Source organism: Dorea formicigenerans (assembly GCF_025150245.1).
In the GTDB taxonomy this organism is placed as follows: domain Bacteria; phylum Bacillota; class Clostridia; order Lachnospirales; family Lachnospiraceae; genus Dorea; species Dorea formicigenerans.
Genome location: NZ_CP102279.1, coordinates 1,017,845 through 1,040,080, shown reverse-complemented (window position 1 = coordinate 1,040,080; position 22,236 = coordinate 1,017,845). Strand labels below are relative to the sequence as shown.

Sequence of the window (22,236 nt, the reverse complement as noted above, 5' to 3'; positions counted from 1 at the left end):
TGTCAAAACTTTGTCCTACTTATTCAGCTACGTTTATACTGACAACTGCTAGTTTTATTGCAGCCATTCTGAATTTTATTTTTGTGGGCGGCAAATGGGTGGCAAATTCACTGAATCGCACTGAACACAGTCGAGAAACCGCCTATTTACGCACTAATTCACACACAGTTTCGCAGTGATCGCAGAACGGGAACATATCAACCGGCTGAATCTTTTCCACCTTATAATGATGCTTTGTCAAATATTTCAAATCTCTTGCCAACGTCTCCGGATTGCAGGAAATGTAAATGACTTTCTTCGGAGATAACTTTACAACAGAAGATAAGAATCTCTCATCACTTCCGGCTCTCGGCGGATCCATAAATACCACATCGGCTTTCTCACCTTTCGCTGCCATCTCAACCATAAATCTTCCGGCATCTCCCTGATAAAATGCAGCATTCGTAATCTTGTTCTCTTTTGCATTGATCCTGGCGTCTTTTACTGCATCTTTGTTTAGCTCCACGCCAATCACCTTACCGGCTTTCTTCGCAGCAATCAGCCCAATCGTTCCAATTCCGCAATACGCATCAATCACCGTCTCTTTTCCTGTCAGGCCGGCATAATCGATGGCAGTCTGATATAAAATCGCTGTCTGCACCGGATTGACCTGATAAAAGGACTTCGGTGAAATACGAAACATACAGCCACATAATCTGTCTTTAATAAACCCCGGACCGAAAATCGGCTTTTCCCGGTCTCCCAAAACCATGCTTGTCTGTCTGTCATTTACATTTAACACAACGGTCGTAATCTCCGGATGCGCTTTTCTAAGCGCTTTCACAAAATTATTTTTCGACGGAAAAATCGGTGAACCTGTGACAAGGACGACCATAATCTCTCCTGTAGAAAAGCCTCGGCGGATCAGCACATGACGCAGAAGTCCATAACCTGTGTCCTCATCATATGTCCGGATTTTAAATGATTTCAACATTCCACGAATCGTCCGGATAATCTCCTGACTCTTTTCGTCTTCAATCAGGCAATTCTCCACCGGAACTACTCTATGCGTTCCTTCTTCGTAAATACCGGAAATAATATTTCCTTTCCGGTCACGGTCAAATACCGCATGCACTTTATTCCTGTAATAATATGGATTCTCCATTCCGATGATTGGACAGACCTTCCCGTACGCTCCAAGAAGACTCTGTTCTTTTTTCTGCTTTTTCTTAAGCTGCTCTTTATAAGGAATACCCTGAAACTGGCAGCCACCACATTTCTTCGATATATTACATTTCATAATTTCTTACTTACCTGTTACCATTCATATATATTCTGACAGTAACTCTCCTCTTTCATCTATAACTGTTCAGAACCCCACCACACAAATTCGCAAAACCGCACGATACTCGTGCTTTCCCACTGCTACGCAGCTAATTTTGCTCATATGTGGGGTGGTAACTCTATTCGAGTCACCTTGAAATAAGAAAAACCGCTACTTACATGCAAGCATGACGCATCAATTTTTCTTATTTCAAGGGGTTCTGAATAGTTACCTTCTATTATAAATTGTGGACATTTTCCCCGCAACCTTTTATAATCAAATCATGTTTTTATTTAAAGGAGATATCAAATGAGTACTAATCAACACAATCGCGAATCTTTTGGCAGTCGTTGGGGCTTTATCCTCGCCTGCATCGGCTCCGCCGTCGGCATGGGAAATATCTGGATGTTTCCAACCAGAGTGTCCCTTTACGGAGGCGGCTCTTTCCTGATTCCTTATATATTTTTTGTTGCCCTCATCGGCTTCACTGGAGTCATTGCAGAAATGAGCTTTGGCCGTGCTACCAGATCTGGTCCGGTCGACGCATTTGGCTGCGCCTGCGAGACAAACGGCAAACGAAAACTCGGAGAAGCCCTTGGCATGATTCCAGTTCTCGGTTCCCTTGCAATGGCAATCGGATACACCGTCGTTATGGGCTGGATTTTCAAATATGCAATCGGTACCCTGACCGGTTCGACTCTTGCCCCAGATAATGTAGAAGAATATGGAAATGCTTTTGGCAGTATGGCTTCTGCATTTGGAAATAATGGATGGCAGATTGGCGCTTTGATTATCTGCATGTTAATCCTCATGCTCGGTGTCGGAGGCGGAATCGAACGTGCCGGTAAAATCATGATGCCGCTTTTCTTCTGCCTGTTTGTTATTCTGGCAGTTTACGTTGCATTCCAGCCGGGAGCCATTGACGGATACCGCTACATTTTCCGGGTGGATCCGGAAATGCTGGCATCTCCGTCTACATGGATATTTGCTCTTGGGCAGGCATTTTTTTCCCTGTCTGTTGCGGGAAATGGAACTCTGATTTATGGTTCCTACCTGTCAGATAAGGAAAATATACCCGCTTCTGCCGCAAAAGTAGCACTTTTTGACACCATCGCCGCAGTCCTTGCAGCCCTGGTCATCATTCCAGCTATGGCAACCACCGGAGCACAGTTAAATCAGGGAGGACCGGGACTATTATTCATCTTCCTGCCGAATCTGATTCGTTCCATGCCGGGAGGCCGGATCATTGCAATCATTTTCTTTGCAGCCGTATTCCTTGCAGGGATGACATCACTGATCAACTTATACGAAGCACCAATTGCAACGGTACAGGAAAAACTACATTTATCCCGCGTACCTGCATGCGGTGTCATTGCAGCAATCGGAATCATCGTTTCACTTCTGATTCAAGGCATCGTCTCCACATGGATGGATATTCTTTCTATATACATTTGTCCACTGGGCGCGGGACTCGCCGGAATCATGTTCTTTTGGGTATGTAAGAAAAGCTACGTCGAAGAACAAGTCAATAAAGGCCGGGAACGGAAATTCACCAAATACTTCATTCCTGTCTGCAAATACATCTATGTACCAATCTGCTTTATCGTACTGATTCTTGGAATCGCACTTGGCGGGATTGGCTAACAAAAAAATCGGGATACTCTACATGATAGAATATCCCGATTCTTTTTCTACATATCAAATTCTATGATGCGCTTTCTGCTTTATCTCCAACTCGAAATCTTGCCATGCAGATCAAAGTCGCCACTGCCACAATCACTCCACCTGCAAATCCTATATCTTTCAGCGAAATCTTTGTATACACTGTTCCGCCAAACCAGGTTCCGCAGCCAATTCCCAGATTGAAAATTCCTGAGAAGATTGCCATAGCAACAGATGATGCAGCCGCAGAGACACAACCAATCAACTCTGCCTGAAAGCTTACCTGAAATGCCATAATCGCCAGTCCCCATCCAGCACATACCAAAATCACGGTATACATATTGACAGAAGCTGGATATAAGAGCAGCAGAGCTGCCACAACACCAATCATAACAGTCTGAACAAAAGCATACCGATGATCATCATAATATCTTGAGAACAAATAACTTCCTCCAAGCCCGGCTACTCCGAATAACATCAATGCCATAGTTACCCAGTTACTCGGAAGTCCTGCTACTTTCTGCAAAAACGGCTCGATATAACTGTAGCTTGTATAATATCCGGTTGCCACAAGAAATGTAATTACATAAATGCTCATCAATCTTGCATTTTTGAAAAGCTCCGGAAGCTGTCCCACGGAAAATGATTCTGTTCCTTCCAGCTTCGGAAATACAAAAGCCAGATAGCCAAGTACCAGAAATGAAACTATCGCCACACATAAAAATGTCATTCGCCAACCGATCTGAAGTCCGATCATTCGGCCAAGCGGCATTCCAAGTACCATGGCAATTGACGTTCCGGTAATAATTGCACTAAGAGCCTTTGACTGATGCTCTTTCGCCACAACCCGAACTGCAACCGGTGATGCGATCGCCCAGAAAATGGAATGTGCACACGCCACACCAATACGTGACAATACAAGAAATGTAAAGCCACTTGAAATTACCGACAACACCTGACATACCGCAAACACACTTAACGTTCCAAGCAGCAATTTCTTCGGCTGTATCCTGCATACTAACAACATCAGAGGCAGCGACAATAACGTCACAGTCCAGGAATAGGCTGTAATCATCACGCCCGCCTGAGCCTCCGTCATATGAAACTCATTAGAAATATCCGTCAAAAGCCCAATCGGCATAAATTCTGAAGTATTTACCAAAAACGCTGAAATCGTCATACCGATCAACGGGAGCCACTCCCGTAAAGTCATCTTCGTCTTCATCTATATTATCCTTCCCAATTATGTTAAAAATCATTATTTGCCCGCGAACAATTATAGTATAAGGCGTTGCACAGTGTCAATAAAGTATATATCTAAAATAGTTGAACCTAAAATGAATTTTTAAATTCCATGCCCCTCTTTTTTCTGGACTTTTCTTTTTTCACACCCCTTTTTACGTACAGTACATCTAATTTGAGATTATAGTGACAGATTACTATACAAAAACATAATATCAAAAACATATTATTGGCATAAAAAACAATTGTATAGATATATTAATCATATTAAAATAAGTAAAATATATTATTATAAATAATGGGAGGAATGATATATGAAACGCGAAAAACAAACAACTAGCTTAAATAAACTTATTATTAAAGTGAAAGAAGGCGAAAGGATACAAAAAAATATTGGAAGAATATTTCGAAAATATAACATTATAGAATATAAAGAACCAGGCGAAACTTTGACAATTAATGATTTTTACAAAGGCTATGGCGATGGCTGTTTTTATTTATCCAATATAGACTTGGAAAGTGATATACAACCGAAAGAATTAACAATTACATTTATTAGCAATTCTTATCCGGATAAAATGATTCGGCATTTGAAAAATTTCCGAAAACTTGAGGTCGAATTGATGGAACCAGGAATATATTATGTTACAGGAGATGTTATTATATTTCAGATAATCGTAATAAATGAACTGGATTCGCAAGAAAATAAGGCACTGTATGCATACGGTGAATATTAAGTTACTTTTTAATCATATCCAAGATAATATAAACAATAAGAAAGCTTACATTCATGAATACTTCATCATTTATACACTTTCTATTAAAACACTTCAAAATTGAATATACAAAACATGAGCGTTCTGGGATTTATGGTTTTATCCAAGTTTTAATGGCATATAATTCCAACAAAATCGAAGGAAGTACCCTGACCGAGGAACAGACCGCCTCTCTCTTTGATACCGGAGTCCTCCCAAAATCTGAAGACTATTACCGTGCAAAAGATGTAGAAGAAATGAATGGTCATTTCTTAATGTTCAATAAAATGCTTGATACTCTGGACCTCGAACTCACAGAAGAACTAATTAAAGATTTTCACTATGAGCTAAAAAGCGGGATATTCGAAGATCGCGCAAATGGCTACGCAATCGGCGATTATAAAAAGCGTCCTAACATGATAGGCATATATGAAACAGTACTTCCAAGCCAGGTATCCGATGAAATGTCCCAATTATTAGCCTGGTACAATAATCAGGATATTTCCCTAGAAATACTTGCCGAATTCTATGCCCGCTATGAAAGTATTCACCCATTTCAGGATGGAAATGTACCATTGAGATACCAACAACAAATAGCGGCATAACAGCAGCAAACAACTTCATATCACATAAATACAGTTAAATAACATATAGAATTAGGAATACTTGAAAAACGGTATTCCTTTTTTATTTCCAGACGTTCAGAAATGAGCGTCTATTTTTTTACCCAAATGAAAGGAGAATCAAAAAATGAATAAGATATTGAAACGATTGCTTACAGGTGTTCTTACTCTCGCAACCGTCTTTACTGCTCTACCCACAACTGCTGTCCATGCTGCGGAAACACAATACTGGACAGAATCGGAGGAACGTGTCGGCATTGTTGAGAAAGTAATGAATGATGGTTCTATCGGCTCTACATTTAATGAGGGGCATACGACCGTTGAGGGCGAGGACGCTTATTGTATCGACATCAACACAGGCTTTAAGAATGGATATAAGACCAGAAGTGACGCAAGTACACGCATGACTGCCGACCAGATAGAGGACGTTGCTTTATCTCTTGAATACGTCAAACAGTATACGAAAAGCCATACAGGATTGAGCAGCCAGCACGCCTACCTTTTAAGACAGCTTGTAGTCTGGCAGAGATTGAGCGTCCATCTTGGGTGGAGCTGTGACAATGTACGAGCTTCCTATGATGAAATCTCAAAATCCGTGCAAGATGAAGTATTCGCCGGAGCGAAAGCCTTTGTAAGAGAAAATAAAGGACGCTATGACTGTTACGGTTATATCTACACTGGTGAGGGGCAGGATTTAGGACAGTTCTTCGCAGAGCTGGCTGTCGGCAATGGCAAGATTCAGAAATCTTCCAGTAATACCACAGTCACAAACGGGAATGACTGCTATTCTCTCTCTGGTGCGACTTATGGTGTCTATTCTGATAAAGGCTGCACGAAATCTGTTGCCACACTTACGACAAATGCCAATGGTAATACGGACACTGTGGAATTAAGAGCTGCGACATACTATGTGAAAGAAACGAAAGCTCCAAAGGGATTCCAGTTAGATAAGAACGTCTATACTATGACGGTCAAGGTTAATGAAACTACGACTTTAAAAGTCAGCGACAAACCAAAAGTCACTGACACTTTGGTTGAGCTTTTCAAGATTGATATGGAAATTTCCAAAGCTACGCCACAGGGTAACGCTTCTTTAGAGGGTGCGGAGTTCGTCTGGAAGTATTATGACGGTTACTATACAAAAGACAATCTTCCATCAGAACCAACACGCACATGGACGACAAAGACAATCGCTGAAAAAGACAGCAACAATGAAGTCCATTACATCACAAGATTAGCCGATTCCTACAAGGTATTGGGTGACAGCTTCTATACACAGAATGGTACTATCTGCTTGCCGCTTGGAACTATCACTGTAGAAGAAAAGACAGCTCCAAACGGTTACTTATTGGAGGGTGCTTATATGCAGGCTGCCGGAAGTTCTGAACAGATAAAAGGTGTCTATGTGGCACAGATTACAGAAGATGGTGAGCTTGCAGCGTTAAGCGGCAGCAACCAGTATTCCGTATTAGACAAGGTTATCCGTGGCGGTGTCAAAATCCAGAAACGTGACCTTGAAACCAAAGATACAAAAGCACAAGGCGGTGCGACTTTGAAAGATACTGCTTTTGAAATCATTTCCTTAAATGATAACGCTGTCTTGGTAGATGGCAAGTTATACAACAAGAATGAAGTCGTCAAAACAATCCATACTGGCGTTGACGGTATCGCTACAACTGCCGCCGATACATTACCATACGGAAAATACCGTATTGAGGAAAGCAACGCCCCAGAGGGATATTTGACGGACGGTGCAAAACCGATTGAATTTGAAATCACAGAAGATGGAAAAATCGTGGATTTAACAGATGAAGCACATTCCATCTACAACCAGATTAAGCGTGGAGATATTGAGGGTGTAAAAATCGGTGCTGGCACTCACAAGCGACTTGCGAATGTTCCCTTTAGGATCACAGGCAAGACGACTGGTGAGAGCCATATCATTGTGACAGACGCAAATGGTCAGTTTTCCACTTCCTCTGATTGGGTATCTCATAAGCAGAATACCAACGCCGGAAAGACCAGTGAGGACGGTATCTGGTTCGGTACTTCCACACCAGACGACAGCAAAGGTGCATTGCTCTATGATACTTACACAATCGAAGAATTACGCTGCGATTCCAACAAAGGAATGACGCTAATTCCGGCATTTGATGTAGTGGTGTCAAGAAATAAAGTAGTCGTGGATTTAGGTACGCTTACAGATGAATACGAGCCAGAAATCACTATCCATACGACTGCCACAGATAAGGTGACAGGTGAAAAATCAATCGTTGCTGGAAAGAACGTGACTATCGTTGATACTGTGACTTTAGATGGTTTGACAAAAGGCACAAAATATCAGTTGAAAGGCTGGCAAATGGTGAAGTCTGAAAACGCACAGCTTTTGATTGACGGTCAACCTGTGGAAAGTAATTACACATTCACTGCGAAAAAATCAGAAATGGAAGTTGAGGTTTCCTATACGTTCAATGCTTCTGCTCTTGGCGGAAAAGACCTTGTGACATTCGAGGAATTGTACGACTTATCCAATCCAGACGAGCCTATCAAAGTGGCAGAACACAAGGACATTGAGGATGAGGGGCAGACCGTGACTATCGAAGAACGAGTGATTGAAATTCATACCAACGCTGTCGACAAAGCCACAGGTGAAAAGATGATTGTTGCTGGTAAAGAGGTAACTGTCATTGATACGGTCACTTTAGATGGCTTGGAAAAAGGTACAACCTATCAGCTCAAAGGCTGGCAGATGGTGAAGTCTGAAAACGCACAGCTTTTGATTGGCGGTGAACCTGTAGAAAGTGACTATACCTTTACTGCAAAAGATTCTAGCATGGAAGTCCAGATTGCCTTTACATTCAATGCCAGTGAGCTTGCAGGAAAAGACCTAGTAACATTCGAGGAATTATACGATTTATCCAATCCAGACGAGCCTACAAAGGTGGCAGAACACAAGGACATTGAGGACGAAGGGCAAACAGTGACGATTACGGAACGTATCATCACTATGCACACAATCGCTACCGATAAGGCAACAGGTGAAAAGACGATTGAAGTAGACGACAAAGTAACTATCGTTGATACGGTCACTTTAGACGGTTTGGAAAAAGGCGTGAAATACACTCTTAAAGGTTGGGAAATGGTGAAGTCTGAAAATGCAGAACTTCTAGTGAATGGTAAGCGTGTAGAAAATGACCTTACCTTTACTGCCGAGGATTCTAAAATGGAGGTTCAGATTGAATTTATATTCAATGCTTCGGAGCTTGGCGGCAAAGAGCTTGTGACCTTTGAAGAATTATATGACGTAACCAATCCAGACAATCCTATCAAAGTAGCTGAACATAAGGACATCAAGGACGAGGGGCAGACGGTAACTATCAAAGAGAAGCCAGAATCCCCTACGACACCAGAAGAACCTAGCACACCAACAAAGACAAGCGATTCACCAAAAACAGGTGATAATACGCCATTTGTCGCATTATTCGCTATGATGGGAATTTCTGCTGCTGGTCTTATCTTTGCCGGATATAAGAGATTCCGCAGAGTAAAGAAATCTGACTGATACGGGAGGTAACAGCTTATGAAAGCAACAACCCATTCACCGCCTATGATGGAAACGTCAGTCTGTGGCTGACATTATATCTAACTTCTGCTTGATTACGATTTATCTTTCTGAATGGGGATTGTCAAGGGCGCTTTTAGCACAACGCTTGCCCTTGATAATTCACAGGCAGACAGATATTATCCCGATAGCAGAATGACACTATATAACAAATCAATCAAAATCAAAAAGAAAAGAGGTAAACAATTTATGGAATTAAAACACGTTATCCCAAACATGGAAAAGACATTCGGGAACTTAGAGTTTGCAGGTGAGAATAAGGTGGAACAGCGTAGGATCAACGGACGTATGACGGTTGTTTCCCGCAGCTTCAACCTTTATTCGGACGTACAGAGGGCAGATGATATTATCGTGGTGCTGCCTGCTTCTGCTGGTGAGAAGAATTTTGAATCAGAGGAAAAAGTAAAACTTATCAATCCCAAAATCACCGCAGAGGGTTACAAAATCGGTACAAGAGGATTCACAAACTATATCTTATCGGCTGACGATATGGTGAAAGCATAAGGAGGTAGAAACATTATGAGATTAGCAAACGGAATCATCATTGACAAGGAAAAGACTTTCGGAGTATTGAAATTCTCCGCATTAAGACGAGAGGTACATATCCAGAATGAGGACGGTACGGTTTCTCAAGAAATCAAGGAACGTACCTACGATTTGAAGTGTACGGAGCAAGGACGCATGATACAGGTGAGTATTCCGGCTTCTGTTCCGTTAAAGGAATTTGACTACAACACAGAGGTGGAAATCATCAATCCTGTAGCTGATACGGTGGCAACCGCTACATTTCAAGGTGCAGACGTTGACTGGTATATCAAAGCAGATGATATTGTCTTGAAGAATAAGAACGGTCAGCCAGCCGGAAATAACCACGCTCCCAACAATCCGCAGCAGCCACAGCATAAAAAATAAGGAAAGGATTTAGCCTATGCCACAATTCAATAAACGTGGGAATCGTATCAGAGCCAGTGACAAATCGCTGGTTTTTCGTTTCTCGGCTGGTTCGTTGCTCCTGCTGTTCCTTGCGGTGGTTATGCTGCTGAACCTAAAAACAATCATCACTACGGACTGGAAAGTAATCTCGCTTTTTCAAGATGGCAGTGTCCATCTGACGGTCACACCATATAGGATAATGACTATCGTTTTGGCAGCTTTGGTCTGTGTACTGGCTACCCTTTTCTATCGCAGATTCCAGTATGACAGAGTGAAACAGCTCTTTCACCGTCAAAAGCTGGCTCGTATGCTGTTGGAAAATGGCTGGTATGAATCGGAATCCACACAGGATAGCGGATTCTTCAAGGACTTGCCAGCTACTACTAAAAAAGAGAAAATCACCTATTTTCCAAAACTGTATTACCATATGGAGCATGGACTTTTATATATCCGTACGGAAATTACATTAGGGAAATATCAAGACCAGCTTTTACACTTGGAAAAGAAGCTGGAAACAGGCTTATACTGTGAGCTGGTTTCCAAAGAATTGAAAGACAGCTATGTGGAATATGTGCTGCTCTATGATACGATTGCGAACAGAATCACTATCAATGAGGTACAGGCTGAACATGGCAGCTTGCGTCTGATGAAAAATGTCTGGTGGGAGTATGACAAGCTCCCACATATGCTAATTGCTGGCGGCACTGGTGGTGGTAAAACCTACTTTATCCTTACTATCATTGAAGCTCTGCTCCGCAGCAATGCGGTCATGTATATTTTAGACCCAAAGAACGCCGACCTTGCGGATTTGTCCGTTGTCATGCCGGAAGTCTGGTACAAGAAAGACGATATAACCGCCTGTATTGACAGGTTCTATGACGGTATGATGGCAAGAAGTGAAGCAATGAAGCTCATGGAGAATTACAGGACAGGTGAAAACTATGCCTATTTAGGACTATCGCCCCACTTCCTTATTTTTGATGAATATGTGGCGTTCATGGAAATGCTCACCACAAAGGAAAATGCTGCTGTCCTTAACAAGCTGAAACAGATAGTCATGCTCGGACGACAGGCAGGATATTTTCTCATTCTCGCCTGTCAGCGTCCAGACGCAAAGTATCTCGGTGATGGAATCCGTGACCAGTTCAATTTCCGTGTGGCTCTTGGGCGTATGTCGGAGCTTGGGTACAGTATGATGTTCGGTGAAGTAGACAAGGACTTTTTCTTGAAGCAGATTAAAGGGCGTGGCTATGTTGATACGGGAAACAGTGTCATATCCGAGTTTTACACTCCCCTTGTACCCAAAGGACATGACTTTTTAAAAGAGATAGGAAGATTGTCACAAAACAGGCAGGACGGACAGGCGGCGTGCGAAGCGAAAGACGCAGGTACGGACTAGCCTGTGTTGGGGTGGCGTAAGCCGCCCCAACCATCTGCCCCCGTTATCTAACAGGGGGGCACAAATTATCTGGAAACAGTCAATTACATATCAAAAAGTCCTTGAAAACAGAGGACTTTTCAAACATTCAAAGAAGTGTGACAAAATCGGTAACTGTCACATTTCTTTTTCGATTGGAGGGATTGAAACTGAATGATACCGATTGGATAAACGATTTTAAGGAAAAACGGACGCAGTACGGCGTTTCCCAGAATCGTCTTGCGGTCATGGCTGGTATCAGTCGTGAGTATGTCAGCAGGATTGAATCTGGAAAAGTAGCCTTGACAGAAGAAATCAAGGGGAAATTCACGGACGCTCTGGAAAAGCTGAATCCAGAGAATCCGTTGGAAATGGTCTTGGATTACGTCAGAATCCGATTCCCCACACAGGACGTTCGGCACGTTGTTGAAGATATTCTGCAATTAAAGCTGGATGTAATGATACATGAGGACTACGGATTCTACTCCTATGCGGAACATTATGTGCTTGGTGATGTGTTCGTGCTGACATCACCCGATAAAGAGAAAGGCACACTGCTGGAGCTGAAAGGCAAAGGCTGTCGGCAGATGGAAAGTTATCTGCTGGCACAGCATAGGAGCTGGTATGACTTTCTCATGGACGCTCTGGTGGAAGGAGGTGTGATGAAACGTCTTGACCTTGCCATCAACGATATGGCAGGAATCTTGGATATTCCAGAGCTGACAGAGAAATGCAACCGTGAAGAATGTATTTCCGTATTCCGCAGCTTCAAGAGCTACCGCAGCGGTGAGCTGGTGAGAAGCAATGAACAGGACAGATACGGAATGGGAAATACGCTTTATATCGGTTCGCTCAAATCAGAGGTTTATTTCTGTATCTATGAAAAGGACTATGAGCAGTATGTGAAATACGATATACCCATTGAAGATACGAAAATCAAGAACCGTTTTGAAATCCGGCTGAAAAATGAGCGAGCCTATTATGCGGTGCGTGACCTGCTGACCTATCATGACGCAGAGCGTACCGCTTTTGACATTATCAACCGTTATATGCGGTTCGCTGACAAGGAGGTGGAGAAAAGACGCAGCGAATGGCAGACCAATGAGAAATGGGCGTACTTTATCGGCTCTGATCGTGGGCGTTTGAAACTGACGACCGAACCAGAGCCTTATACGCTCACTCGGACGCTCAACTGGATAAGCAGACAGGTAGCTCCCACTTGGAAAGTCTTACAGAAGATTGACAGTACCAACGGTACGACTTATCTCAAAGACATTTTAGACCATGCGAAGCTCACGGAGCGTCACAAAAAGCTGATTGAACAGCAGACAACTTCCACAGAGGAAATGATTACAGAAACGGAGGAATGACAACATGAAGCATATCTTATTTGATTTATTCCTGTTCTCACTTGGAGCAGCCGCAGAAAGAGAAATTGAAATGATGGAAAGGAGCAGAAAATAATGAATTTCGGACAGAACTTATACAACTGGTTTTTATCTAACGCACAGAGTTTGGTACTCATGGCGATTGCGGTTATCGGCGTATATCTCGGATTCAAGCGTGAGTTTTCTAAACTGATTGGATTCTTGGTGATTGCCTTAATCGCTGTCGGCTTGGTATTCAATTCTTCTGGCGTAAAAGACGTACTGTTGCAGTTATTCAATAAGATTATCGGGGCGTAAATTGTATTTATTGTGTAAAAGTAGTATAATTTAAGCAGAATTTGAAAGGAGTGTTTTGTGTGAAAGAAAGTACAAAAGCCTATTTAGTAGATATTTATAACAGTATTCCTAAAAAAACAAAGGCTACTTGCTTAAAATTTTACTATCAATATCACAATGTTAATGTCAATGTATATTTTGACGCATTTGATAATCAAAGTGTAGTATTGAGCATTGTTCTTTCCGCTAAAAAGAAATATTATTATACGCCTTTAAATATTTTGAATACTGGTATGATAACAGAGTATTTGAGTGAAATTCCTCCTCAAATACTTGAAAAGATTTTAGTTGACAATCATTTAGATGATTTCTATGAAAATATGGAAAAACATCTTTTAGAGGACAAACCACATTTTAATTACTATAATGAGGACACATACTTTGTCAACACTATAAAATATGCTAAAAGTAAATTGGATTTACCTTTCTGGTGGTATCTTCGTAAAGTACCTATGTCGGATGATACTCTATATAAATTAAATGCTAGAGCAGATATTACATTTGATATATTAAGAAAAATACAGCAAGAAGGATATACTTTAGTCAGAACACCAGACCCAGAAAAGCGAAAAGAACTTACTTTAATTTTGAAACAAATAGGAATCAAATTATCATAGACAAAGAGCAGTTAATTCTTTTGAGTTAGCTGCTTTTTCTATGCAAATTTTAAGATTGGAGGACAACATGAAAACAGATATATTTGAGGATATGAAAGAGCGTGTCGGCTGTGAAAATATTTCCGACCTTCCCTACCGCAAACGTATGGTGTGGGAAATCATCAAGCAGCACTCACCACTTGATTATCCAAAAGAACAGTTAGAAAAGTTTTCTCATTATGTATTCGGTGTAGATTATGCTGTTATAATGGGAATACTGGATATGATGAAAGGAAGTGACAGACCATGCAGGAAATGCGAATCTACCTGTTAAACAATACAAAACCGTATCGTGAGGGTGACGAAGAATATTCCGGTGCTTGGTTCAACTGCCCTGTGGACTTTGAGGAAGTCCGAGAAAAAATCGGCGTAGAACATGAAGAACAGATTGAGATTGCAGACTATGAGCTGCCCTTTGACTTACACAGTGATATGCCACTTTGGGAAATCAACGCCAACTGCCGCATGGTGCTGGAATTGGAGGGTACGCCTATCGGCAATGAAATGAAAGCCATTCAGCAGAAATGGTTTTCCAGCTTCGAGGAATTTATCGACCACAAGGACGAGATACGCTACTATGATGTGGGTGACGGTGCAGCTCTGGCAGAATACCTTATCCGTGAAGAATATGTTTTTGGTGAGATTCCTCACGAACTATTGAAACATATCGACTATCACTCCTATGGTAGTGAGCTGGAAATGGACGACAGATACTTATTTACCACAAGCGGCGTATTCCGCTATCAGTAAAGGGGTGATGTGGTATCGAAGAAATGCGAATCTATATCGCCAATCTTGGGAAATACAACGAGGGTGAGCTTGTGGGTGCGTGGTTTACGCCGCCCGTTGATTATGACGAGATGGCAGAACGTATCGGCTTGAATGACAGATACGAAGAATACGCAATCCATGATTATGAGCTACCCTTTGAGATTGACGAGTACACACCCATTGAGGAAGTCAACCGCCTGTGTGAAATGGTGGAGGACTTACCAGAAGACATACAGGACGAATTATCGGAACTGCTAGGCTATTACAGCAGCTTGGAAGATTTGTGCGAACATGCAGACGATATTATCCATTATCCCGATTGTGACGATATGACAGACGTTGCCTATTACTTCATAGATGAATGTCAAAGTCTGGGTGAGATACCAGACAGAATCCGCAGTTACATAGACTATGAAGCCTACGGGCGTGACCTTGATTTAGAGGGGCGTTTTGTCGTCACTAATCATGGCGTGTTTGAATGTCCGTATTAACAATTACAACTGAATTTTTTTTATCTGCCAGTGAAATGACACTGGTTATTTTTTTGCAGCAGCCTTGAAACATAGGCTGCTGTTTCCATTTTAGAACAGAAAGGAGCTGTGAAAATTGAAGAAAATCAAAAGCTATACAAGCATATGGAGCGTGGAAAAAGTCATTTATGCAATCAACGATTTTCAACTCCCGTTCCCGCTCACATTCAGTCAGATGGCTTGGTTCGTGGTGTCGCTGTTTGTGGTGATTCTCTTTGGGGAGCTACCGCCCTTTAACATGATTGACGGTGCATTTCTCAAATACTTTGGAATCCCTGTGGCGTTCACTTGGTTTGTATCGCAAAAGACCTTTGATGGAAAAAAGCCTTTTGGATTCCTAAAATCCTGTGTGAGCTTTTTCCTCCGACCAAAAGTGACCTATGCAGGAAAAGCTATCAAACTGAAAAATCAGAAATTCAATACAAGCGTGACCGCAGTTAGGAGTGTGATGTATGTTCCCGATTAAGTACATAGAAAACAATCTGGTGTTCAACCATGACGGTGAGTGCTTTGCCTACTATGAGCTGACACCTTACAATTATTCGTTCCTGTCACCAGAAGAAAAATACATGGTGCATGACAACTTCCGTCAGCTTATCGCCCAGAACCGTGACGGAAAAATCCATGCCCTACAGATTGCCACAGAGGACAGCCTGCGTGCAGTACAGGAGCGTTCCAAAAAGGGAATCACAGGCAGATTAAAAGAGATTGCCTGTAAAAAGGTAGATGAACAGACAGAAGCGTTGGTTGAAATGATTGGTGAAAATCAGATTGACTACCGCTTTTTTCTTGGCTTCAAGCTGCTGGTAAATGAGGAAGAAATCAGCTTCAAGGGTATGCGAAAATCAGCAGCTATGACCTTTGCGGATTTTATCTATGAAGTCAATCACAAGCTGATGGGTGACTTCGTTTCCATGAGTAATGATGAAATCAACCGTTTCCTAAAGATGGAAAAACTCTTGGAAAGCAAAATCTCACGTCGCTTTCAGTTCCGCAGACTAGATAAGAACGACTTCGGCTACCTCTTGGAACATATCTACGGGAATACCGGCGTTGCCTACAGTGATTACAGTTATGACCTCCCGATAAAAAAGTCAAAGCGTGAAACACTGGTGAAGCGATATGACCTTATCCGTCCGACACGCTGCATGATTGAAGAAAACCAGCGATACCTAAAGATTGAGCGTGAAGATCAGACAACTTTTGTTGCCTACTTCACGATTAACAATATCGTGAGTGAGCTGGATTTTCCGTCAAGCGAGATATTTTATTATCAGCAACAGCAATTCACGTTCCCCGTTTCCACTTCTATGAATGTTGAAATCGTTACCAACAAAAAGGCTCTGACGACTGTTAGGAACAAAAAGAAAGAGCTGAAAGACTTGGATAATCATGCTTGGGAATCCAACAACGAAACGGGAAGTAACGTCATGGACGCTCTGGATTCGGTGAATGAACTGGAAACAAATTTAGACCAGTCCAAAGAATCCATGTATAAATTATCCTACGTTATCCGTGTGGCGGCTGATACTCTGGAAGAATTGAAACGCCGCTGTGATGAAGTCAAAGATTTCTATGATGATTTGAATGTCAAGCTGGTTCGCCCATTCGGTGATATGTTGGGGTTGCATGGTGAGTTTATCCCGTCCAGCAAAAGATATATCAATGATTATATCCAATACGTCACTTCGGACTTTCTCGCCGGACTTGGCTTCGGTGCAACACAGCAGCTTGGGGAAACGGACGGTATCTATATCGGCTATAACCTTGATACAGGAAAGAACGTCTATCTAAAACCTAGCCTTGCAGCACAGGGCGTAAAAGGTTCTGTGACAAATGCTCTTGCGGCTGCTTTTCTCGGTTCGCTCGGTGGTGGGAAGTCTTTCTGTAACAACCTTATCATCTATTATGCGGTGCTGTTTGGAGGAAAAGCGGTCATTGTAGACCCAAAATCAGAGCGTGGCAACTGGCAGGAAACGCTACCCGACATTGCACAGGAAATCAAGATAGTTAATCTCACCAGTGAGGACAAAAACAGAGGACTTCTTGACCCGTATGTGATTATGAAGCGAACAAAGGACGCTGAAAGTCTGGCAATCGACATTCTGACATTCCTTACAGGTATTTCGTCCCGTGACGGTGAGAAGTTCCCTGTATTAAGGCGTGCAATCCGTTCCGTGACACAGAGCAAAAAACGAGGACTGCTCCGTGTCATTGATAAATTAAGGAAAGACGGTTCTCCTGTGGCAGAAAATATCGCAGACCATATCGAGAGCATGACCGATTATGACTTTGCACACCTTTTATTCTCGGACGGTGATGTGGAGCAGTCCATCAGTTTAGACAGGCAGCTCAACATCATACAGGTGGCAGACCTTGTGTTGCCGGATAAGGACACGAAGTTTGAAGAATACACCACAATGGAATTATTGTCCGTGGCTATGCTGATTGTCATTAGTACCTTTGCCCTTGATTTTATTCATTCCGACAGGAGCATTTTTAAGATGGTGGACTTGGACGAGGCGTGGACGTTCCTACAGGTGGCACAGGGGAAAGCATTGTCTAACAAGCTGATTCGTGCTGGACGCTCCATGAACGCTGCTGTTTACTTTGTTACACAAAACTCTGGTGATGTGGACGATGAAAAGATGAAGAACAATATCGGCTTAAAGTTTGCGTTCCGTTCTACAGACATAAAGGAAATCAAGAATACTCTTGAATTTTTCGGTGTGGATAAGGAGGACGAGGGCAACCAGAAACGACTTAGGGATTTGGAAAACGGACAATGCCTGTTTCAAGATTTGTATGGGCGTGTTGGCGTTATCCAGATTCACCCTGTATTCTCTGACCTGTTCCATGCCTTTGATACCAGACCGCCAGTGCAGACGGAAGAAATGAGGTGAAGCCTATGGACAAGAGAAAAATAGTCCGTTATCTGCTTATCACGCTTTCGGTGATTCTCGGTGTGCTGGTATTTTTATCTATCACGGGTACGGTAGCTCATGCGGCTGGTCTGGTAGACAATACGGTGAGTGACGCTAACACCTATTCCAAATATCCGCTGGAAAACTACCAGCTTGATTTCTATGTGGATTCAAGTTGGGATTGGCTGCCGTGGAACTGGCTTGACGGTATCGGCAAAAGTATTCAGTACGGACTATATGCCATCACAAACTTTGTCTGGACGGTGAGCTTATACATTTCCAATGCGACAGGTTATGTGGTACAGGAAGCCTACAAGCTGGACTTTATCTCTGATACTGCAAGTTCTATCGGAAAGAACATTCAGACATTAGCTGGTGTGACTTCCAATGGCTTTTCCAGTGAGGGATTTTATGTAGGATTCCTGCTTATCCTCATTCTGGTAATGGGAATCTATGTGGCATACACAGGACTGTTAAAAAGAGAAACCACAAAAGCCATTCATGCGGTTATCAACTTTCTTGTGGTATTTATCCTGTCAGCGTCCTTTATTGCCTATGCCCCAAACTATATCAGCAAAATCAATGACTTTTCCGCAGATATAAGCAGCTCGGCATTATCGCTCGGTACAAAAATCGTGCTGCCCGATTCCAACAGCAAAGGAAAAGACAGCGTAGATTTAATAAGAGACAGCCTGTTTTCCATACAGGTGAAACAACCGTGGCTGCTTTTACAGTACGGGGAATCGGATATAGAAACGCTCGGCTCTGACCGTGTGGAAAGCCTGTTATCGGCAAACCCAGACACAGACGACAGAGAGGATGTTGTGATTGAAGAAATCGAAGATAAGGACAACGCTTATTTGAGCGTCACAAAGACCATGACCCGTTTAGGTATGGTGGTGTTCCTGTTTATCTTCAATATCGGAATCTCGGCGTTTGTTTTTCTGCTTACGGGCATGATGATTTTCTCGCAGGTGTTATTTATCATCTACGCCATGTTTCTGCCGATTAGTTTTGTTTTGTCCATGATACCGACCTATGAAGGCATGGCAAAAAAGGCTCTTACGAAGCTGTTCAATACCGTTATGATGAGAGCTGGAATCACACTGATTATTACCACAGCGTTTAGTATCTCGACTATGTTTTACTCCATTTCCTCCGGCTATCCGTTTTTCATGGTGGCATTTCTACAGATAGTCACCTTTGCCGGAATCTATTTTAAATTAGGTGACTTGATGACAATGTTCAGCCTGCAATCCTCCGATACACAGCAAGTCAGCAGACGAATCATGCGACACCCGTATATGTTCCTCAACCGCAGGGCAAGACGCTTGGAGCGTAAAATCGGTAGGACAATGGCGGCTGGTGCTGCTGGTGGTGTAGCTGGTGCTGCGGCGGCTTCTGCTTCTACAAAAAAGGCAGACAATACCAAACAGACAGGTAATACGCATACCAGAGCAAATCACAATACTTCTGCTTCTTCCAGTGGAGGTAACAGCAAGCCGCCAGCTCTGCCGGATTCCAAATCACAGAAGCCGCTTGCATTGCCGGATAAGAAAAGTCAGACGGATTCCTCACAGACCGTACATAGTTCACAAAGCAATACACAGGAATCACAGTCTACCTCAAAGCGTGGAATTGTGGATAAAAAATCGGTATCGAAACAGCCGCAGTCAGACAAAAAGAATCCGCAGCGTCCGATTGTGGATAAGGAGCGACAAAGCAACGGATCAGCGACAAAGAGAGCTGCCCCGGTGCATGAGCGACCAGCCACAACGCCTGTTCCTGTAAAATCGGATTCACAGGCGGCAGCTTTAAAGCCGGAGCAGAATGTCAAAGAGCGTCCTGTCACAGTGACAAAGGAGCAGCCGCAATCAAGCAAGAGTAAAGAGCCTGTGACAAAATCACAGGAGAATGTAAGAACACAGGTTGTCAGAGAATCCCGTCCGGCAGATAAACAGGCTTCATCAGCAGTAAATAAACATTCACAAGCTACCACAGATATTTCAAGGCAAACGGTACAACGTCAGAAGCAGACAAAGACGGTTCAGAAAAAGACCACAAATCAATCAACAATGAAGAAATCTACAAGTAAGAAAGGCGGCAAGAAATGAAGTTAAGGCATTTTGCTGTGTTCGGTGGGATTTTCACAGTGATTATCTGTCTGCTTCTGTTTCTGTTTATCGTGACCTCAGATGATGAAGAAAGTGGTTCTTCCAGTCTTGATTTTTCTGGACTGAACCTATCAGCGGAAGTATTGAAACATCAGTCTACGGTAGAAAAGTATGCAAAGGAATACAGAATCTCTGACTATGTGAACTATCTGCTTGCGATTATGCAGGTGGAATCCGGCGGCACTGGCACGACAGACGTTATGCAAGCCAGTGAATCTTTAGGATTACCGCTTAACTCCCTATCCGTGGAGGATTCCATCAAACAGGGGTGTAAATACTTCTCGGAGCTTTTGAAATCCGCAGAAGCAAAAGACTGTGACATCAACACAGTGGTACAGTCCTATAACTATGGTGGCGGCTTCATTGATTATGTATCAAAACACGGAAAGAAGTACACCTTTGAGCTGGCGGTCAGCTTCGCAAAAGGTAAATCCGGCGGTGTCAAAGTCACCTATAAGAATGACATTTCCATAAAAGAAAATGGCGGCTGGCGTTACAAGTACGGGAATATGTTCTATGTAAAATTAGTCAGTCAGTATTTGGCTGTGCCTAGTTTCAGTGACGCTACCGCACAGGCAATCTTCAATGAAGCGTTGAAGTATCAAGGCTGGAAATATGTGTATGGCGGCAGCAATCCCAACACTAGCTTTGACTGTTCTGGTCTTACGTCTTGGTGCTATGGAAAAGCTGGTATCAGCTTACCTCGTACCGCACAGGCACAGTATGACGCTGCACAGCACATACCGCTGTCACAGGCAAAGGCTGGTGACTTGGTGTTCTTCCATTCAACCTATAACGCTGGAACATACGTCACTCATGTAGGAATCTATGCTGGAAACAACAGAATGTATCATGCTGGCGACCCTATCGGATATGCAGATTTAACAAGCTCGTACTGGCAGCAACACTTGATTAGTGCCGGACGGGTGAAAACCAATTAGAAAGGAATGGTGCTATGCTATTTAAGAAAAAGGATAAGGAATCAAAACCAAAAAAGGAAAAGAAAGTGCCTGTGATGAAAGTTGGCACGCATAAAAAAACCGTGATTGCCTTATGGCTGGTGTTGATTGCCAGTATCAGCTTTGGGGTGTATAAGAATTTCACCGCCATTGATATGCACACGGTACATGAGAAAGAAGTCATTGAGCAGCGTATTGTTGATACCAACAAGATAGAGAATTTCGTCAAGGCATTTGCGAAGTCCTACTATTCTTGGAGCAACACGCAGGAATCCATTGAGAAAAGAACCACAGCCATTAACCAGTACCTTACAAAGAGCTTGCAGGATTTGAATGTTGATACTGTCTGTATGGACATACCTACAAGCTCTACGGTAACGGACGTTAAGATTTGGGAGGTTGAAGCGACTGGAACGGACGACTTTACCGTTGTCTACTCGGTAGATCAAACGGTAACAGAGGGAGAGACTTCTATCGGTTACACTTCCGCTTACATGGTGGTAGTTCATGTAGATGGTGACGGAAATCTGGTTATTACACAGAATCCGACCATCAGCAGCATACCAACAAAATCCGGCTATGAACCAAAAGTCAAGGAATCGGACGGAACGGTGGACGCTGCCACTACAGAGGAAGTGACAGAGTTTTTGGAAACATTCTTTAAGCTGTACCCTACCGCAACGGAAAAAGAGCTTGCCTACTATGTATCGGGGAATGTGCTTGAACCTGTCAACTGTGACTATATGTTCTCGGAGCTGGTAAATCCTATCTTTATACAAGATGGAGAACAAGTGAAAGTATCGGTATCGGTAAAGTATCTCGACCAGAGGACAAAAGCAACGCAAATTTCACAGTTTGACTTAACGCTGGAAAAAGATAGTAACTGGAAGATTGTAAAATAACATGAAGAAAAGCGTGCATTTTCACATAAATCGGATTTG

General features: G+C 42.7%; 20 protein-coding genes. 18 read left to right on the top strand and 2 right to left on the bottom strand.

From position 1 onward, the window contains the following. Positions 1 to 142: 142 nt before the first annotated feature. Positions 143 to 1,279, bottom strand: a complete 1,137-nt coding sequence (gene rlmD / locus NQ560_RS05240) for a 23S rRNA (uracil(1939)-C(5))-methyltransferase RlmD (protein WP_005335646.1) — start codon at positions 1,277 to 1,279, stop codon at positions 143 to 145. A gap of 333 nt (positions 1,280 to 1,612) precedes the next feature. Between rlmD and NQ560_RS05235 the strand changes: the two genes are divergently transcribed. Further along, entirely contained in the window at positions 1,613 to 2,947 is a 1,335-nt protein-coding gene (locus NQ560_RS05235) for a sodium-dependent transporter (RefSeq protein ID WP_005335636.1), read from the top strand. 61 nt (positions 2,948 to 3,008) lie between these two features. Here NQ560_RS05235 and NQ560_RS05230 read toward each other — a convergent pair whose 3' ends face one another. Beyond that, the gene (locus NQ560_RS05230; RefSeq protein ID WP_005335635.1) at positions 3,009 to 4,190 is read right to left on the bottom strand and encodes a sugar transporter; all 1,182 of its coding nucleotides are present in this window, start codon (positions 4,188 to 4,190) and stop codon (positions 3,009 to 3,011) included. Positions 4,191 to 4,521: 331 nt separating this feature from the next. On the opposite strand from NQ560_RS05230, the gene NQ560_RS05225 reads away from it, so the two are divergent. The 17 genes from NQ560_RS05225 to NQ560_RS05145 all read left to right on the top strand — a co-directional run bounded on the left by NQ560_RS05225 (position 4,522) and on the right by NQ560_RS05145 (position 22,197). Then, positions 4,522 to 4,944 (top strand): hypothetical protein, encoded by a 423-nt coding sequence (locus NQ560_RS05225; protein WP_005335631.1) that lies wholly within the window; start codon positions 4,522 to 4,524, stop codon positions 4,942 to 4,944. Positions 4,945 to 4,997: 53 nt separating this feature from the next. Then, a complete protein-coding gene (locus NQ560_RS05220; RefSeq protein ID WP_005335629.1) occupies positions 4,998 to 5,567 on the top strand; it encodes a Fic family protein in 570 nt (189 codons plus the stop codon). A 145-nt stretch (positions 5,568 to 5,712) separates the two neighbouring features. Beyond that, positions 5,713 to 9,147, top strand: a complete 3,435-nt coding sequence (locus NQ560_RS05215) for a VaFE repeat-containing surface-anchored protein (RefSeq protein WP_005335627.1) — start codon at positions 5,713 to 5,715, stop codon at positions 9,145 to 9,147. A 249-nt stretch (positions 9,148 to 9,396) separates the two neighbouring features. Continuing rightward, positions 9,397 to 9,711, top strand: coding sequence for a YdcP family protein (locus NQ560_RS05210; RefSeq protein WP_005363246.1), 315 nt, complete (start codon positions 9,397 to 9,399; stop codon positions 9,709 to 9,711). A 15-nt stretch (positions 9,712 to 9,726) separates the two neighbouring features. Beyond that, positions 9,727 to 10,119, top strand: a complete 393-nt coding sequence (locus NQ560_RS05205) for a YdcP family protein (protein ID WP_005335625.1) — start codon at positions 9,727 to 9,729, stop codon at positions 10,117 to 10,119. A 16-nt stretch (positions 10,120 to 10,135) separates the two neighbouring features. Continuing rightward, positions 10,136 to 11,539 (top strand): FtsK/SpoIIIE domain-containing protein, encoded by a 1,404-nt coding sequence (locus NQ560_RS05200; RefSeq protein WP_005335624.1) that lies wholly within the window; start codon positions 10,136 to 10,138, stop codon positions 11,537 to 11,539. Positions 11,540 to 11,676: 137 nt separating this feature from the next. Beyond that, complete coding sequence (gene mobT, locus NQ560_RS05195; protein ID WP_040015719.1) at positions 11,677 to 12,927, top strand: MobT family relaxase; 1,251 nt, start codon at positions 11,677 to 11,679, stop codon at positions 12,925 to 12,927. Between the two features lie 93 nt (positions 12,928 to 13,020). Beyond that, positions 13,021 to 13,242, top strand: a complete 222-nt coding sequence (locus tag NQ560_RS05190; protein WP_005335619.1) for a hypothetical protein — start codon at positions 13,021 to 13,023, stop codon at positions 13,240 to 13,242. A gap of 59 nt (positions 13,243 to 13,301) precedes the next feature. Further along, the gene (locus NQ560_RS05185; RefSeq protein ID WP_005335616.1) at positions 13,302 to 13,898 is read left to right on the top strand and encodes a hypothetical protein; all 597 of its coding nucleotides are present in this window, start codon (positions 13,302 to 13,304) and stop codon (positions 13,896 to 13,898) included. 67 nt (positions 13,899 to 13,965) lie between these two features. Beyond that, a complete protein-coding gene (locus NQ560_RS05180) occupies positions 13,966 to 14,211 on the top strand; it encodes a hypothetical protein (RefSeq protein ID WP_015530244.1) in 246 nt (81 codons plus the stop codon). Next, positions 14,193 to 14,687 carry an antirestriction protein ArdA gene (locus NQ560_RS05175; protein WP_005335613.1) on the top strand — a complete coding sequence of 165 codons (495 nt, stop codon included), beginning with the start codon at positions 14,193 to 14,195 and terminating at the stop codon, positions 14,685 to 14,687. The genes NQ560_RS05180 and NQ560_RS05175 overlap by 19 nt, the downstream gene beginning before the upstream one ends. A gap of 23 nt (positions 14,688 to 14,710) precedes the next feature. Then, positions 14,711 to 15,199, top strand: coding sequence for an antirestriction protein ArdA (locus NQ560_RS05170; protein ID WP_005335611.1), 489 nt, complete (start codon positions 14,711 to 14,713; stop codon positions 15,197 to 15,199). A 115-nt stretch (positions 15,200 to 15,314) separates the two neighbouring features. Next, positions 15,315 to 15,704, top strand: a complete 390-nt coding sequence (locus NQ560_RS05165) for a conjugal transfer protein (RefSeq protein WP_021865983.1) — start codon at positions 15,315 to 15,317, stop codon at positions 15,702 to 15,704. Beyond that, the gene (tcpF, locus tag NQ560_RS05160) at positions 15,691 to 18,141 is read left to right on the top strand and encodes a conjugal transfer ATPase TcpF (protein WP_005335607.1); all 2,451 of its coding nucleotides are present in this window, start codon (positions 15,691 to 15,693) and stop codon (positions 18,139 to 18,141) included. Before NQ560_RS05165 ends, tcpF begins: the two co-directional genes overlap by 14 nt. Positions 18,142 to 18,146: 5 nt before the next feature. Further along, on the top strand, positions 18,147 to 20,276 hold the full coding sequence (locus NQ560_RS05155; RefSeq protein WP_040015659.1) for a CD3337/EF1877 family mobilome membrane protein: 2,130 nt from the start codon (positions 18,147 to 18,149) through the stop codon (positions 20,274 to 20,276). Next, positions 20,273 to 21,277, top strand: coding sequence for a bifunctional lytic transglycosylase/C40 family peptidase (locus NQ560_RS05150; RefSeq protein ID WP_005335603.1), 1,005 nt, complete (start codon positions 20,273 to 20,275; stop codon positions 21,275 to 21,277). The genes NQ560_RS05155 and NQ560_RS05150 overlap by 4 nt, the downstream gene beginning before the upstream one ends. 14 nt (positions 21,278 to 21,291) lie before the next feature. After that, positions 21,292 to 22,197: a conjugal transfer protein gene (locus NQ560_RS05145; RefSeq protein ID WP_005335602.1), complete on the top strand. Its 906-nt coding sequence runs from the start codon at positions 21,292 to 21,294 to the stop codon at positions 22,195 to 22,197. Positions 22,198 to 22,236: the final 39 nt, after the last annotated feature.